This is a genomic window from Prevotella sp. HUN102, assembly GCF_000688375.1.
GTDB lineage: Bacteria > Bacteroidota > Bacteroidia > Bacteroidales > Bacteroidaceae > Prevotella.
Window position 1 is genome coordinate 123,598 of the sequence record NZ_JIAF01000004.1, and the last position, 15,373, is coordinate 138,970.

15 protein-coding genes are annotated in these 15,373 nt (G+C 45.6%); 7 read left to right on the plus strand and 8 right to left on the minus strand.

Annotated features, from left to right (window positions below; all coding sequences use genetic code 11):
• Nucleotides 1–6: 6 nt before the first annotated feature.
• From pth to purN, 3 genes are all read left to right on the plus strand, one after another.
• Complete coding sequence (gene pth / locus P150_RS0105280) at nt 7–579, plus strand: aminoacyl-tRNA hydrolase (protein WP_028896774.1); 573 nt, start codon at nt 7–9, stop codon at nt 577–579.
• Nucleotides 579–1,004 (plus strand): RNA-binding S4 domain-containing protein, encoded by a 426-nt coding sequence (locus P150_RS0105285; RefSeq protein WP_028896775.1) that lies wholly within the window; start codon nt 579–581, stop codon nt 1,002–1,004. The genes pth and P150_RS0105285 overlap by 1 nt, the downstream gene beginning before the upstream one ends.
• Before the next feature lie 106 nt (nt 1,005–1,110).
• On the plus strand, nt 1,111–1,692 hold the full coding sequence (gene purN, locus P150_RS0105290) for a phosphoribosylglycinamide formyltransferase (RefSeq protein WP_028896776.1): 582 nt from the start codon (nt 1,111–1,113) through the stop codon (nt 1,690–1,692).
• 178 nt (nt 1,693–1,870) lie between these two features.
• On the opposite strand, the gene P150_RS0105295 is transcribed toward purN, so the two are convergent.
• Nucleotides 1,871–2,242, minus strand: coding sequence for a DMT family protein (locus tag P150_RS0105295; RefSeq protein WP_028896777.1), 372 nt, complete (start codon nt 2,240–2,242; stop codon nt 1,871–1,873).
• 220 nt (nt 2,243–2,462) lie between these two features.
• Between P150_RS0105295 and aroB the strand changes: the two genes are divergently transcribed.
• Complete coding sequence (gene aroB, locus P150_RS0105300) at nt 2,463–3,509, plus strand: 3-dehydroquinate synthase (RefSeq protein WP_028896778.1); 1,047 nt, start codon at nt 2,463–2,465, stop codon at nt 3,507–3,509.
• A 475-nt stretch (nt 3,510–3,984) separates the two neighbouring features.
• Here aroB and P150_RS0105305 read toward each other — a convergent pair whose 3' ends face one another.
• The 7 genes from P150_RS0105305 to P150_RS0105340 all read right to left on the minus strand — a co-directional run bounded on the left by P150_RS0105305 (nt 3,985) and on the right by P150_RS0105340 (nt 12,802).
• On the minus strand, nt 3,985–4,992 hold the full coding sequence (locus P150_RS0105305) for an AMP-binding protein (RefSeq protein ID WP_028896779.1): 1,008 nt from the start codon (nt 4,990–4,992) through the stop codon (nt 3,985–3,987).
• A 51-nt stretch (nt 4,993–5,043) separates the two neighbouring features.
• Complete coding sequence (locus tag P150_RS0105310; RefSeq protein WP_028896780.1) at nt 5,044–6,084, minus strand: o-succinylbenzoate synthase; 1,041 nt, start codon at nt 6,082–6,084, stop codon at nt 5,044–5,046.
• Nucleotides 6,085–6,116: 32 nt separating this feature from the next.
• Nucleotides 6,117–6,944 (minus strand): 1,4-dihydroxy-2-naphthoyl-CoA synthase, encoded by an 828-nt coding sequence (menB, locus tag P150_RS0105315; protein WP_028896781.1) that lies wholly within the window; start codon nt 6,942–6,944, stop codon nt 6,117–6,119.
• A 97-nt stretch (nt 6,945–7,041) separates the two neighbouring features.
• The gene (gene menD, locus P150_RS0105320; protein ID WP_028896782.1) at nt 7,042–8,721 is read right to left on the minus strand and encodes a 2-succinyl-5-enolpyruvyl-6-hydroxy-3-cyclohexene-1-carboxylic-acid synthase; all 1,680 of its coding nucleotides are present in this window, start codon (nt 8,719–8,721) and stop codon (nt 7,042–7,044) included.
• Nucleotides 8,722–8,799: 78 nt separating this feature from the next.
• Nucleotides 8,800–9,825: an isochorismate synthase gene (locus tag P150_RS0105325; RefSeq protein ID WP_028896783.1), complete on the minus strand. Its 1,026-nt coding sequence runs from the start codon at nt 9,823–9,825 to the stop codon at nt 8,800–8,802.
• 21 nt (nt 9,826–9,846) lie between these two features.
• The gene (locus tag P150_RS0105330; protein WP_028896784.1) at nt 9,847–10,263 is read right to left on the minus strand and encodes a PaaI family thioesterase; all 417 of its coding nucleotides are present in this window, start codon (nt 10,261–10,263) and stop codon (nt 9,847–9,849) included.
• Nucleotides 10,264–11,056: 793 nt separating this feature from the next.
• The gene (locus P150_RS0105340) at nt 11,057–12,802 is read right to left on the minus strand and encodes a M6 family metalloprotease domain-containing protein (RefSeq protein ID WP_231477578.1); all 1,746 of its coding nucleotides are present in this window, start codon (nt 12,800–12,802) and stop codon (nt 11,057–11,059) included.
• Nucleotides 12,803–12,964: 162 nt separating this feature from the next.
• On the opposite strand from P150_RS0105340, the gene P150_RS0105345 reads away from it, so the two are divergent.
• Genes P150_RS0105345 through P150_RS16865 form a run of 3 tightly spaced genes read left to right on the plus strand, consistent with a single transcriptional unit; the run spans nt 12,965 to nt 15,266 of the window.
• A complete protein-coding gene (locus tag P150_RS0105345) occupies nt 12,965–13,459 on the plus strand; it encodes an RNA polymerase sigma factor (protein ID WP_028896786.1) in 495 nt (164 codons plus the stop codon).
• Complete coding sequence (locus P150_RS0105350) at nt 13,456–14,292, plus strand: hypothetical protein (RefSeq protein ID WP_028896787.1); 837 nt, start codon at nt 13,456–13,458, stop codon at nt 14,290–14,292. Before P150_RS0105345 ends, P150_RS0105350 begins: the two co-directional genes overlap by 4 nt.
• Entirely contained in the window at nt 14,289–15,266 is a 978-nt protein-coding gene (locus P150_RS16865) for a hypothetical protein (RefSeq protein WP_028896788.1), read from the plus strand. The genes P150_RS0105350 and P150_RS16865 overlap by 4 nt, the downstream gene beginning before the upstream one ends.
• Nucleotides 15,267–15,373: the final 107 nt, after the last annotated feature.

The window sequence follows — 15,373 nt, forward strand, 5'->3', positions numbered from 1 at the left end:
GACAATTTGGATAAATATTTAATTTGTGGATTGGGCAATCCCGGACGAGAATACGAGAACACCCGACACAACACAGGATTTATGGTATTGGACGCTTTTGCTAAGGCGTCCAATATTGTTTTTGAGGATAAGCGTTACGGATTTGTGGCAGAGACGACATTGAAAGGCAGAAAAATCATTCTCTTGAAGCCGACTACCTTTATGAATCTCTCGGGTAACGCTGTTCGCTACTGGCTCAATCAGGAAAAGATTGATGAAAGCAGACTGCTCGTCATCTCAGACGAGCTTGCGCTCCCACTCGGTGCGTTTCGCCTGAAGGCAAACGGTTCGAACGGAGGGCACAACGGACTGGGACATATCCAGCAGCTCATCGGTCAGAACTACGCCCGACTGCGTATGGGAATCGGTAACGATTACCCAAAGGGAGGACAAGTGGACTGGGTTCTCGGCAAATACACCGAAGAAGATATGAAGACTCTTCAGCCAAGCATAGACCTCGGTGTGGAAATCATCAGGAGTTTCGTGCTTGCCGGCATCAATATCACGATGAACCAGTACAACAAATTAGGAAAGAAATAATGGCAGACATTGCAAGAATTGACAAATGGCTGTGGGCAGCGCGCATATTCAAAACACGCAGCATTGCAGCCGATGCGTGCAAGAACGGGCGTGTTACGATTAAGGGCGTGAACGTGAAACCTTCCCACACCATCAAGGCAGGGGAAATCGTCAGCGTGAAGAAGCCGCCCATCATCTATTCGTTTGAAGTGCTCAAGCCCATTGAGCAACGAGTGGGCGCAAAACTCGTTCCCGAGATTTACAAAAACGTAACGGATGCCAAACAGTACGAGCTTCTGGAAATGAGCCGTATCAGTGGATTCGTGGACCGTGCACGCGGAACCGGCCGCCCAACAAAGAAAGACCGCCGACAGATGGACGCTTTCACAGCCCCCACAATGTTCGGCTTTGACGATTTCGACGACGAGGACGAAGAAGGAATATAAAGGCACAAGGAAGTGAAGAATTGAAGAAAACACTTCTATCTCGTATAATTTTGCCGCTCATCTCTCCTTTCTCTGAGAGCTTCGGAGCAGCCCAAACATCTTAATTATGACCAATTTAGCAATCTTTGTTTCGGGAAGTGGAAGCAACTGCGAGAACATCATCCGCTATTTCCAGAACAACAGTCAGGTAAATATATCGCTCGTAATCAGCAACAAAGCCGATGCCTACGCATTGGTGCGTGCAAAGAATCTCAACGTGGATTCCATTGTCTTGCCCAAAAGCGAGTTCAACGACAAAGAGAACGTTCTCCAACTGCTGAAGGAACACAATATCGACTTCATCGTACTTGCCGGTTTCCTCCTGATGATTCCAGACTTTCTCATCGAAGCATACAATCGAAGAATCATCAATCTCCACCCTGCCCTGCTTCCGAAGTTCGGAGGCATCGGTATGTACGGTCACCACGTTCACGAAGCCGTGAAGGCTGCCGGCGAAACAGAGACGGGAATGACCATCCATTGGGTCAGCAACGTATGCGACGGCGGCGAAATCATCGCACAATTCAAGACTCCAATCGCTCCGGACGACACTCCGGACGACATTGCAGCCAAGGAACACGTCCTCGAAATGGATCATTTCCCAAGAACCATTGAGGAAATTCTGCGCAAGGAAGGTTTAATCAAATAGCCCTCCACATCCTTTTTAACTACATTTACATAGAAGGAAGACGCTAAAAACACTGGAAATGATTTCCAAGCAACTCTTCCCTATCAGAAAAATATCAACAGATATTCGGCCGAATATCTGTTGATATTTTTTTGTATCTCCACTTAATACTTTTAAAAACGGAAAAGCAAATGGAAACCTATTTCAGAAAGGCGAAAAAGACAGCCAGAATCAGACAGCAGAAAGCCACAAGATGATTCCAATGCAAGCTCTCTCCATTGAAGAAGACGACCGTAAACACCGTGAAAACCACCAGAGAAATAACTTCCTGAATAATCTTCAGTTGCATCAGCGAAAACAAACCTCCGTTGCCCACATAGCCCATTCTATTGGCAGGAATCTGAAAAGAGTATTCAGCCAATGCCAGCAACCAGCTCAGAAGAATTACCACATACAAGGGAGTAGCGTCCGTAAGCACTTTTGCCTGCTGCAATTTGATATGCCCATACCAAGCAAACGTCATAAATACATTTGAAACAACGAGTAAAACTATCGTGTAAAGTCCGTTCATTATCTTTCTCTTTTTTATAATCCGGTGCAAAAGTAACTAAATTCATCGAAAGCAAAGAAGAAGCCGACAAGAAGAAAAGCAGACGAAAACGTGCACAAGCCTTCGACGATGTGTGCAGTTTGGCACTTTGCTGTGCAAAATTGTGTGAAAAGGTTAGGCACTATTACTTGTAAATGGGCGAAAAGCTATTATATTTGTAGAAACGTTAGGTAAGAGAGTTATGGAGCAGAGAATCATTATTTCGGATAATTTCAAGAGAGAACTGGCGCAGGCTGTGGCAGAATGCGAACACGACCGCATATTTGTACTGGTGGATGAAAACACAAGAGAGGCGTGCTGGCAGAAGATTCAGGGATTTTTCAGCCTCAAGAACGCCAGTCTCATCGCCGTAAAGGCTACCGACAGCAACAAGAATCTCGAAACTCTGTCCCACGTTTGGGAGGAAATGCAGCGCGGAAATGCCACGCGCCACTCGCTGCTCATTAATCTTGGTGGTGGAATGGTAACGGATTTGGGAGGTTTTGCAGCTTCAACTTTCAAGCGTGGAATCAATTTCATCAACGTGCCTACAACGCTGCTTGCGATGATAGATGCCAGCGTAGGGGGCAAAACAGGCATCAACTTCGGCGGACTGAAAAACGAAATCGGCGTGTTCAGCGAAGCAAGGTTCGTCATTCTCGACACCACTTGGCTCAAGACGCTTGACAGGGAGAATCTCCTGAGCGGCTATGCCGAAATGCTGAAGCACGGACTCATTGCCGAAGAAACGATGTGGGCAGACCTTCTTAAATTCGATTTCGCCGAACCCGACCTTAAAAAACTCTCTTCTATGCTCCGCGAAAACGTTGCCGTAAAGGAAAGGATTGTAAAAGCAGACCCACAGGAAAGGGGCATTCGCAAATCGCTCAACCTCGGACACACCTTCGGTCACGCATTTGAGTCGTGGGCACTGAAGCGCAACCCAATTCTTCACGGCTACGCCGTGGCTTTCGGTCTCGTCTGTGAGCTTTATCTGTCGGTAATCAAGACCGGTTTCCCATCCGACAAGATGCGCCAGACGGTCAATTACATTAAGGAGAACTATAGTTCTCTCTCCATCACTTGCAACGACTACGCAGAACTCATCGAACTGATGCACCACGACAAGAAAAACCGCGACAACGGCATCAACTTCTCGCTGCTCTCAGAAATCGGCAAAGTGAATATCAATCAGACTGCAACCGAAGAGGAAATCAAGGAAGCTCTTGATTTTTTCCGTGAAGGATGAAAAAACAGTCTGCTACAACCGATAAAACTTACAATGACGAATAGTTGGGAAAGTTCTCACTATTCGTCATTTTTATTTACAATTCTTTGAAAAATACGGCCATATTCTGAAAAATATATTTTATTTTTTCAAAAACCACGTTTTTTCAGCACGTCAATAACAAACTGATTATTAATTACTTATCAACTAATCTGATAAATATCAAATTTTAAATCTCGCATTAAGAACAGCAATTATCCCAAACTTCCTCTGCGTTCTTCGCACGTTTACAAAACATTTGTCCGAAGAACACAGCGCATCCTTCAGACAAATGGCAGGCAATCTTCGCACGTTTGCAGAAAATTTCTGCTCTCACGCCAAAAATTCAACGGATATTTGCTTTCCGTTCTTCAATTCTCCGAGTTTCAAATCCTATTTCAAGAATTTCAAAAGAGCGTTTTTCGGTAAATGTTTTTTACAAATCGAGAAACAAATATCACTCCTCCACCCTATCGACCAGCTTCATTGCTTCTGCACGTGCTATCTTTCCGGTTTCCGTTGTCGGAATGGCCACTACCGTTTGAAAACTATGCGGCATCCAATATTTGGGTAGTATGCGCCGGCAAATGGCTTCAATGGCTGCCAGTTCTGTGGATTCGGTAAGCAGAATCACCTCTTCGCCAAACTTTTCGTGTGGGCGTTTCGTTACTGCGTATGGCTCGAAGAGATGAGGACGAAGCAGCAATTCGAGTTCTTCTATCTGTATCTTGATGCCGCCCGTATTGATTACGTTGTCCTTACGCCCGATGATTCGGAAGCGAGTTTTCGTGCCTTCTTTCCTTATCTCGGCAATATCGTTAGTTGTCAGCACTTCGGCACTTACCAAAGGGGCGTTCACCATCAGGCAGTCTTCATCGTTCAGAGATATTTCCACCGTATCGAAAGGCTCATACCATTCGCTCGCATCGGCACCATTCAGCCGTCGGAGTGCAATGTGAGAGAGCGTTTCGGTCATTCCGTAAGTGCTCCAGACGGCATTGGGAAAGTCTTTCAGCGCAGCAGCCAGACTGTTATCAATAGCTCCACCACCGATTATCAAGTGCCTGATGCGTTTCAGTCGGTCGCACTCTTCGGGCATTTGCAGGGAATTGTAGACCTGAAGCGGCACCATCGCCGCAAAATCAATGTCGGCGTTCGGAGTGTCGAGCACCGAAAGCGACGCATCTGAAAGAGGATGACCGCTCGGGGCTACGCTCAACAACTGAAGATTGTGCTCAATGCTCCGCACCACCATCATTTTTCCGGCGATATAGTCCAACGGCATACACAGCAATGCCGTGTCGCCAGACTTCAACCGGAGGTAATCGCACGTGATTCGTGCCGAATTCAGCATTCGCGCTTTCTCCACCTGCAAGGGTTTCGGGCTGCCGGTAGAGCCACTTGTGTGTACGGTCAGCGTTTCGCTGTCATTCTGCCATTCGGCAAGAAAAGTCTCAAGAGTCATCATTGTCGGGATTTTATCAGATAGGAGAGTTGCCTGATTGGGAGGAATGCGTTACATCCAAAGGGCAAAGAGTTTGTCTCCTTTGATAGTCAGCGGCATTTTTATGTTGTCGGAAAAGAGCTGACCTGTGCCAAGTCCCTGTGCCATCTGCACGTTCGGACCATAGATTTTCGCCGTCAGCTGTGCGACGGCATTCAGTCCCACGTTGCTTTCAAGCGCAGACGTTATCCACGAACCGATATTGCGCTCGCGGGCAAGCGAAATCCATTCTTCCGTACCTGCCATACCGCCGTGCAGACTCGGCTTCAGTATAATGTATTGCGGGCGAATTGTTTTCAGAAGTTCCGTCTTTTCTTTTCGGGTGTTCACTCCTATGAGTTCTTCATCCAATGCTATCGGGAGTGGCGAGTGGGCACACAGTCGGGACATTTCAGCCCATTGGTGCTGCCTGATGGGCTGTTCGATGGAGTGGATTTCGTATTCTGCCAATGCTTCGAGCCGTTTCATAGCCTCATCGGGAGAGAAAGCTCCGTTGGCATCCACGCGCAATTCTACCTCTTCTTTCGTGAAATGCGTTCGGATATGTCGGATAAGTTCCAGTTCCTTGTCGAAATCTATTGCGCCGATTTTCAACTTCACGCAACGGAAACCCTGCTGCATCTTTTCCTCAAGTCGTGCATACATTTCCTCGAAACTGCCCATCCACACCAGTCCGTTAATGGGAATGCCCTCTTCGCCACGCCCGAAAGGCGTGTCAAACAGGTTCAAACTCCCCCCTGCATTGTATTGTGCCAATGCCGTTTCCAGTCCGAAGAGCATCGACGGATAAGGGCGCATTGCCTCATAGTCTATCTGTCCCGTCCGTTCAAAGGCATCGCAAAACGTTCGCAGCGTCCTTTCGTAAACGTCGGCAGGCATTGCATCGCACGACAAATCGAGCAAGGCGGCGCACTCTCCCACTCCTTCCACTCCCGGTTTGGCATCGGAAGACAGCGTTACATAGAAACTATGGCGAGTAGTGTAAGTGCCTCGGGAAGTGCCGGCAGGATTGATGAAGTGCAGCACTCGGGAAGATATTTCTATTCTGTACATCAATATAATGGCAAGGATAAATGCCCGTCTGCTTAAGGAAACTGGGGATATTTGTCGAAATCGGGCTTGCGTTTCTCCAAGAAAGCCTTGCCTCCTTCCTGTGCTTCATCCATTGTGTAATAGAGCATCGTGGCGTCGCCTGCCAATTCCTGAATACCTGCCTGTCCGTCAAGCTCTGCATTGAATCCGGCCTTCATCATTCTCAGTGCCAACGGCGAGCGTTCCATCATCGTTTCAGCCCAAGAAACGCATTCGTCTTCGAGCTGCTCGAAAGGAACTACCGTATTTACGAGTCCCATCCGTTCGGCTTCCTCGGCTGAATACTGACGACAGAGGTACCAGATTTCGCGCGCTTTTTTCTGTCCAACGATGCGTGCGAGATACGATGCACCGAAACCGGCATCGAACGAGCCGACCTTAGGACCTGTCTGTCCGAAGATAGCATTCTCCGATGCCACCGTCAGGTCGCAAAGCACGTGCAGAACGTGGCCGCCACCGATAGCATAGCCGTTTACCATCGCAATGACGGGTTTCGGCAAGCGACGAATCTGCATCTGAACATCAAGCACGTTCAGACGGGGAACGCCATCTCCTCCTACATATCCCCCACGTCCTTTCACGTGCATATCGCCGCCGGCGCAGAATGCTTTGTCGCCTGCACCCGTAAGCAGCACTACTCGGATGTCCAAAGCCTCACGACAATAGCCGAATGCCTGTGAGATTTCCCACACCGTTAATGGTGTGAACGCGTTGCGATAGCGGGGACGATTGATTGTTATCTTCGCAATGTGATTGTATTCTTCAAAAAGGATTTCCTTAAATTCGAATCCTTCGATTGTCTTCCATTCTCTTTTAGCCATAATTATTGTATTTTAATGAACCGACAAGCCTTCCGATGTACTTCCGAACAAGCATATTCAGCTTTTATTCCATCTGTTTCCGCACCTGTCAATCCGATTACTTCATTACTTTCTTCTTATATCCCTCGTAATAATCCTTTATAACTTTCGCGTCAAATTCGGCATCCGTGAAGACTTCTAACAGTATCGGGCCTTCCTCGCTGCTGAAAAACGCCTCCAGTCCTCTCTCCAATTCAACGGTATTGTGCGCCGAAAGGTAAACAATATCGTTTTCGGCGCAGATGCCTTCTGCCGTTGCGTCGTGGCTTGCACCCACAAATTCATCGAGATAAGGCGACTTCTCCAAACCGGGCAACTGACGGAAGAGGCCTCCTCCTCCATTGTTCAGCAGCAGAATACCGAGATTTGCATCAAGATTCTTGTTCCATAAGGCGTTCTGATCGTAGAAGAAACTCAGGTCTCCAACGACACAATACACGTCTTCATAGTCTTTCCGCGCCACCGACAGACCGACAGCGACAGACAACGTGCCTTCTATTCCGTTCACGCCACGGTTCACATATATGTACTGATCGGAATAAATGTTTCCCAAACGGACGACAGAACTGTTTCCGTAAACCATTTCTCCGTCGCTGTCGCTCTTTTGAAGCCACTCGTGGAAGCGTTTAACAGCCAGCATCTGCGAGTAGTCGGGCTGATACTCTTCAGCATACTGCGCTGCAAGTGCCAGTTCCTTCTTCCACCGTTTGGCAAAAGCATTCGGCTGCTTTCCCTGCATTTCGTCTGCCAGCATCTCGGCAAAGTCGCCTATACTTCCCTGAACGACATCCGTGAGATTCATAAACGTGTCGCAGACTTCGCCCCGCTTGTCGAGCCACACCGAACGAATGTCCCTGCAACCACGCAAGAATTTCTTCAAACGCTTGCTGACAATCGTTCCACCGGTATATACAAGGAAATCGGGACGCAATCCGTCGTCGTCGGCAAAAGCCGACAATACTTCATCGAAATGCAATGCCGGCGAAATGGAATCGTCAGCGAGCTTCTCATACAATACCACCGTATGCTCATTCAATCGGCCTATCTGCCCAATGGCCTCCCCTATTTCGTCTGCCGAAACCTGCCCAATTACCAACATAGGTTTCTTCGCCTTGGCAAATTCCGCTGCAATATCAGCCATCGAAATTAAGTCTCCTTCAGGCAGAGAATGCGAAATTCGGCGTTCCTTGGGCAGTTTCTTTACCGTATATTCAAACAAGGGTTCGCTGAGAGGAACGTTTATATGCACCGGGCCACCCTCATAATGCGTGCTCGCCAGCAATGCTTCGTTTACCAGACGATTGCAATACCAACGCTCTTCCTCGCTATTGGGTTCCGGGATATTCACACTCTTGCGGACATTCGGACACAATGCGTTTACCTGCTCAATGGTCTGACCATCCTGCTGACCAATCCATTGCCGCGGACGGTCGGCAGAAACGACAACAAGAGGAATATTCTGATAATACGCTTCGGCAACAGCCGGTGCCAGATTGAGCAAAGCTGAGCCGGAAGTAACGCAAACCACCACCGGCTCGTGCTCGGACAACGCCACACCTATTGCAAAGAAACCTGCCGAACGCTCGTCGGTAATCGAGAAACAATCGATTTCCTTGCATTCACAAAGGTTATGAACAATCGGCGAATTGCGCGAACCGGGACAAACAACTGCCTTGCTGATGCCGAACTCAACCAATAGTGAAGTGAGAATATTTACATTTTCTTTGTTGCTATACATTATTATAATAGGGCTTAATTTGTATATTATCCGTATTGAAACGATTCTATTAACACAGTATTGTAGGAAAAAAGCATCTCAACGCAAGAGCTGCCGCATTGTGGCCAACTTTGCCTCGGTCTCCCTCCATTCGCTCTCTTCCGTGCTTTCCCTGAGGATTCCTCCACCTGCATACAACTTGCAACTGTCATTCTCCAACTGCATACAACGCAAAGACACATACAGATGCGTCTCGCCCTGCAAAGCAAGCGGCCCTGCAAAGCCACTATAATAGCGACGGTGCGAGGATTCAGTCGCAAGGATATAACCGCGCGCAGCCTCCTTCGGGATTCCGCATACGGCAGGCGTAGGATGAAGCGACTCCAAAAGACTGCCTATTGCGTCCTGACGTTTCAACCTGAACACAAAATCCGTGCGCAGATGCACCAAGTCGGCAACCTGCGTGGTGTACGGTCCGTCTTCCTGAATCGCCTCAGCATATTCCTCGAGCTGTTCTCTGATATATCTTGCCACATACTGCTGCTCTTCCCTGTTCTTTTCCGACCAAGCGACGCCCTCTTCACAATGCTGCATCGTACCTGCCAACGCCATCGTCCGCCACGCATCGGCATTGCCATCCAACAGAATTTCGGGCGTTGCCATCAGCCAAGTGCCCGATTTCGGAGTGGAAAACATTGCCACAAACTGGCGAGGATACAATCGACAGGCACGAAAGAATATCTCTTCTGCCTCCAAACCTTTCTGCAATGGTTCGGAAACACAGCGCGAAAGCACGAGCTTAGCGTAATTCCCGGTCTTTAACTGCTGATGAAACAAGGAAAAATCACAATGATAACTTTCCCGATTTGCCTCATCGGAGCCTTGCAATCTACGTGCATCCACAATTTCCGAAGCATCGTCCGTCTTCGGAATCTCCATCACCTGCATCTCATCGGGCTGCATCAGAAGGATAGGACACTCATCGGAAGGGCTGAAAGGAGCAATAACAAAGCCACCCCGTCCGTTCAGTTCGCTGACGGACAACAGCACGATGGGTTCGGAATGCTGAACCATTTTCGTGTATTGCTCTGCAAAAGGCAGCCTGTATAAAGCAAAAGAACTCATAGAAAAGCCCTTGTTTCTCCTTTATTTATTATGTGGTTCTATAACATAGTTCGTTACCTGAACGGCGGAAATCAACTCTCCGGCATCGTTCTTCACGTCAATCTGCCAAACGTGCAGCGTGTTTCCCTTATGGACAATGCGGCCGAAAGCCGTAACCGTGCCCCCATAAGGCATTGCCTTCACGTGGTTTCCGCTCACGTTGATGCCCAATGCCATCTTTCCCGGGCACAACGCCATAGAGCCTACGCCGGCAACATTCTCCGCCAGTGCCAAAGTTGCTCCGCCGGAAAGGAATCCAAATATCTGTTTGTTGCGGTCGTCTACCGCCATCTTACCAATCAATGTGTCAGGTTCGGGCGTTGAAATGAATTGCATACCCAATGTTCTGCTCAATCCATCTTCACTTTCCAAACGACTACGCTGTTCTTCTACGTTCATATTGTTGCTTTTAAGTAGACAAGGTTACAAAGTAACGAGCTGAAAGCACCTCAAGGTCTCATCGCCGAGCCTTTTTCTTCAACCCGCAGTCTTTATTTTTGTGATACTTGCAAAGTTAGCAAAAAACAAGCATATTCCCAAGTATTAAACATTGTTTAGTCTTTCATCAGCCTACTTCATTGCTTTTCGTTCGATGCCGTCACGGCGAATTTTCTTGACAAAAGTCCTTTCATAACTTCATTATTTTGAACAAAATATTTTTGTTTTTCAAATACACGAATTATGAATGTGCAATCGCAGCCACCTGTTCATCAACACTTTATCATCCAAAACACTAATATTGTGCAATAAATTCTCGCAAAAAACTTCCCAAAGAGAACAATAAATCAGACATAACAACCCTATTTCCGTTCTTTTTCTTCACAAAATCAGCTTACATTCTTGCGAAAAACGATTTGCATTCTTCGCAAGAACGCATTGCCGTCTTCGCAGATTTGCAATCCAAGAATGCGAAAAACAGCTTCCAATCATAGAAACAAGCCTTGTCATTCTCTGGATTGATGAAAAATTTTGTGCGTTTTTTGGTAATCAAGTTTTACAAAATAATCAAGTTTTGGATTAATCTCAAACTCGAAGAGATAAGGAAACAAAGGAATGAATTAACAAACAGATTCCCAAGTTCAAGATAAAATAGCAAACGAATGAATGAATAAATAGATAAAAAACTCTCCTTTCCCGAATCATATCGGAAAAGGAGAGTTCTCTTTTTTAAAAATAATTAATATAAAACAATCTATTTCACAATAACTTTCTTGCCATTCTTGATATAGATACCACGAATTGGATTTTTGATTCTTCGTCCTTGCAAATCATAATATAGATCATTACCTTTTACATCTTCTGTTACAACATTTTGAATAGCTGTTGGCGTAAGATAGTGGAAAGTGATAGTACCATCTGTATGTTTTTTTATATTATAGATAGGTGTAGTTGAGAGAGATGCTCCATCATAAAGTGGTAAAGAAATAATCTCATTCACACCATTACCATAAAGGTTCGATTCAGATGCGCTATAATCGAGTTTTTGCTTATCTGCTGTAATAATATAAGCACGCTTGGCATACTGTTCATTGTTTGGTGTATTCGTTTTCCATGCGTCCTTGTCGTAGGTAACGTGAGTTAGCATTAAGCCACTCCCATAAGTATTACGTCCATATCCCTCAATCTTTGGATACCAAGTACCCGGATGGCGATTCTCAAGAATAAAATATTCTTTACTACTATTAGGATTGCGTATCAACACTGCCATCTCTCCATCAAGACGTTCTGGAGAAGTGAGTGTTACGAATGTCGTGTCCTTAAGTTCCGGTATATTCAGCCAACCGAAATAAGAACGTTCGTAAGCCGTATAACCAATTGGAGCATTGCCGTCGTATACATAAGCTCCAGTATCCATTATCGACCAATTACCAAAGGCATCGTCGCCACTATAACCATACGCAAGTGTGCAATACCAGTCAGGCAAACCAAGTGCATGACCAAGTTCGTGGCAGAATACTCCCATTCCCATAAGGCTGCCATCATTGTCCTGTTCATTACCTACGAAAGCCCCATTGAAATGAAAGCCTTCTATATTCTCCCAACTATTAAAGTCAAACTGGCATGGCCAAACCAAGTCAGCCTGATTAGAACTGGTAGCTTCACCCTTTCCTGCATAGAGAACTGTTACCAATTGTATATTACCCTGTGCATCCTTAAACTCATTAAAGTCCACATTTTGGGCAATGGCAGCCTTGACAGCATCGCGCACAAGATCTTCAACCGCAACATCATTACCATTTACATTGCGTCCATAAGTTTTATATGGCTTGCCTACGTTTACCTTTGCTACCACCTTAAAGTTGGGATCAAACATTCCACGGCTCTGCGACAAAAAATAATCGCGTACCGACCCCTTGCAATTTGCTTCGTCCTTGTAGCCCTTTTCGGTATAATAGCGCTGCATTTTCTCTATCGTATTGCCCTCTTTGAAAGTTGCATCAGAAAATTCCACCATAATAACGGGAATATTTGCCTGACCTATACTATTCAAAGCTCCCATACCAGATTGCTGATAACGTCCTAATCCATCTTCCGTAGAAGCAGAGATAACTTTATGCGACATCTTGTGTCTCCCACGAATAGCGATTTTCCTCATTTCACTGAGTTTATCTGCAACATTGTTTTCTTCCAAAAACGCTTTTTCCTCAGCGGAACGAACATTTGCCTCATGCGCAATATAAGCAGATGGCACCAACTTACCGTTCTCAATGAGCGCATAACACAAGTCTCCCTGCTCGTTTGCTAGTAAGATTTTCTTATCCATAGTAGTATAGAAATCAACACCACTATGCCCATGAACATATACAGTTACCGTAGTTCCATCACTCTGTGCCATAGGCCAAGCCTTCTTTACAGGACGAATGGCCTGTGCCTGCAGAGCCATTGCCACCAAAAGAGAGGCAAAAAAAAATTTTTTATTCATAAATCTAACTTTCATTAAACCATTTTTTAGCATACAAATATAATAATTAATATTTTAAATCATATATATATGACAAAAAAACTGCTATTTTACTCACAAAAAGACTAAAAAACGTTAAGCAGAGTTTGAAAATCAACCTTTCGTGCGTCTTCTAACTGTAATACCAATAATCGAGTAATGAAAGAAGAAGCATTTGCAAAACTGGCTCCACAACTGAGAAGTCTGGCACAAAAGGTCAGCAGAGGGGCGGGAGCCAGCAAGGAAGAGGCCGAAGACATAGCACAGGATGCTATGCTCCGTCTGTGGCAAATGCACGACGAACTTGAAAGATTCAACTCTCTGGAAGCCGTTACGGCGAGAATTGCCCACAACCTGACGCTCAGTCTTCACAGAAAGCCGATACTTGACAACCTGAACGGAAAGGAGATAACACTACTGCAGCCATCGCCTGCCGAAACTTTGGAAGACAAGGAAAACGACGAATGGATGCAACAACGCATAGACCAACTGCCCGACACGGAGCATACGATTCTGATGATGCGGCAGGTGGAGCAGCGAAGCAATAAGGAAATAGCACAACTACTGGGCATTGCAGAGACATCGGTAAGCACGCTGCTTGCCAGAGCACGAAGAAGATTGTTGGAGGACATAAAAAGGAGGAACAAACAATGAAACAAAAATCAACACATTACATAGCCGAACTGCTCGAACGGTTTATGAACGGAGCAACAACGGTGGAAGAAGAGCAGCAACTGGGCGAGTTCTTCAGAACCACGGAGCACATTCCACAAGAATGGCAAGACTATAAAACAATGTTTGCCTACTTCGACAACGGAATGAAAGAACTGCCCTTGAACGAGGAAGAAGACTACAAACAAGCTCTGATTCCTATTTTCATCTGGAAACGGATAGCCGTTGCTGCCTGCATATTCCTACTGTTGGGTGCCACGGTATTCGTCTTGCAGACGAGAAACAACCCAAAGGAAACTGCAAGAATCGAACAATCTTCGCTCAACAACGAAAATATAGATGCCAAAGAGTCTCTTTCCAGTCAGGAAAAAGCACAGATAATGAATGAAAAGCCTGACAATAATCTGGCTATCACGGACGAAAAAAGAACCGAGGACTATACGAAAACAGAAGCTTCAGCCGTAGAGCAGCAAGTCTCCACGGCAGAAAAGCATCCGACTGATTCAAAGGATGGAAAACTGACTGCCGAGAACGACAATAAAAATGCAGAAGAAACCGATATCCAACAGCATAAAACGCAGAAAACTTCAGCAAAGAACAAAACTGAAAAAGATGCACCGAAGACTAACAAAAGGTGCATCGAACAGCAGATTGCACGAGAATATGCGAATATCAACTGGGCACTCATCGAGGCGCAACTGGAAGTTCAGAATGCAACGATGCAGGCGCGTGGATATAGAATAGCCTATGATGAAAACGGATCCGCTTATTATACAAAATCACAAACAGAAACCAATAATATCATACAATTATGAAACATTTCAAATCAATCATCATCATCGCATTGCTTGCACTCCCTTTTACCGCCCAAGCGCAAAAAAACATAGAGAGTGCCATCAAGAAATTTGTCAAGGAAGTGAAGCCTACAAGCTTTATATCTAAATCCAAACTCGATTACAAGGAGAATTTGAAGATATATTGCAACATCTATAAATTCAGACTTCCGAACAACGAGTTCCGTCGCGTGCAACAACTGGAAGAGGCTTTCAATAAAGACGACAACAATGCCTACAATACCATTCATCGAAATGGCACAGAAGGCAATGGAGTAGCAAGTATCGTGTATGCAAAGCACATAAGGACGATTATCGGAGAGCACTACGACAACGTGCGGCTGGCGTGCTATGAAGATGTTAAGGACAGCACAATGCGCTATGCCTATTCGTTGGAATGGGACACTCCGAAAGGAAACGACAGCATAAGAGGAAAGATTATTGAAACCTATGACGTGCGTCCGGTAGGAAACAAAGAGACAGATAAAGAGATTTTTAAAAAGATGACATTCCCAACTCTTGGATACAGCTTCTTGGAAGAGAAACCATACGTAGTCCAAAGCATAGAGAAGGCAATATCGCTGGACGAAGTAGAGGAAATATTGGCAAAACAAAAAGCCAAATCAAAAGACTGGGAAGAAGACGTAAACAAAATAATTCGTGAGTCCAGTCCACAATACAAAGTAAACGACCAACTGCTCCGCTCACAGGAAATGGGCAATTCTGTCTGGCTTTCAACGTTTTATTCGATGAAACAGTTAGTGGAGAAATATCCCGATGCAAACACCACTTCCTATTATATTTCCACCATCTACGACCTTTGCAAGCATTCAAGTCAGTTGGATGACAATGAACGCAAACTCGTACAAGGGGAAATTGGAAAACTGACAAAGCTCGTAAAGGATGATTTCCTCAAATCCCTGCTCAAAAACTCTGCAGACTTTCTAAACAAATAATTCCATAGAATAGTAAAATCTCTCATTGGGGGCGCACATTCTGCGCTCCCTTTTTCGTATCCGTCCATCAAATCCAAGCCGAAAGGAATGTACACATTATATCTGTC

Coding starts and splice junctions, on each gene's coding strand:
- aroB (WP_028896778.1), top strand. CDS start 2,463: ATGGAGCAGAGAATCATTATTTCGGATAATTTCAAGAGAGAACTGGCG.
- P150_RS16865 (WP_028896788.1), top strand. CDS start 14,289: ATGAAACATTTCAAATCAATCATCATCATCGCATTGCTTGCACTCCCT.
- purN (WP_028896776.1), top strand. CDS start 1,111: ATGACCAATTTAGCAATCTTTGTTTCGGGAAGTGGAAGCAACTGCGAG.
- P150_RS0105325 (WP_028896783.1), bottom strand. CDS start 9,825: ATGAGTTCTTTTGCTTTATACAGGCTGCCTTTTGCAGAGCAATACACG.
- P150_RS0105340 (WP_231477578.1), bottom strand. CDS start 12,802: ATGAAAGTTAGATTTATGAATAAAAAATTTTTTTTTGCCTCTCTTTTG.
- P150_RS0105295 (WP_028896777.1), bottom strand. CDS start 2,242: ATGAACGGACTTTACACGATAGTTTTACTCGTTGTTTCAAATGTATTT.
- P150_RS0105285 (WP_028896775.1), top strand. CDS start 579: ATGGCAGACATTGCAAGAATTGACAAATGGCTGTGGGCAGCGCGCATA.
- P150_RS0105310 (WP_028896780.1), bottom strand. CDS start 6,084: ATGTACAGAATAGAAATATCTTCCCGAGTGCTGCACTTCATCAATCCT.
- P150_RS0105305 (WP_028896779.1), bottom strand. CDS start 4,992: ATGACTCTTGAGACTTTTCTTGCCGAATGGCAGAATGACAGCGAAACG.
- P150_RS0105345 (WP_028896786.1), top strand. CDS start 12,965: ATGAAAGAAGAAGCATTTGCAAAACTGGCTCCACAACTGAGAAGTCTG.
- P150_RS0105330 (WP_028896784.1), bottom strand. CDS start 10,263: ATGAACGTAGAAGAACAGCGTAGTCGTTTGGAAAGTGAAGATGGATTG.
- menB (WP_028896781.1), bottom strand. CDS start 6,944: ATGGCTAAAAGAGAATGGAAGACAATCGAAGGATTCGAATTTAAGGAA.
- menD (WP_028896782.1), bottom strand. CDS start 8,721: ATGTATAGCAACAAAGAAAATGTAAATATTCTCACTTCACTATTGGTT.
- P150_RS0105350 (WP_028896787.1), top strand. CDS start 13,456: ATGAAACAAAAATCAACACATTACATAGCCGAACTGCTCGAACGGTTT.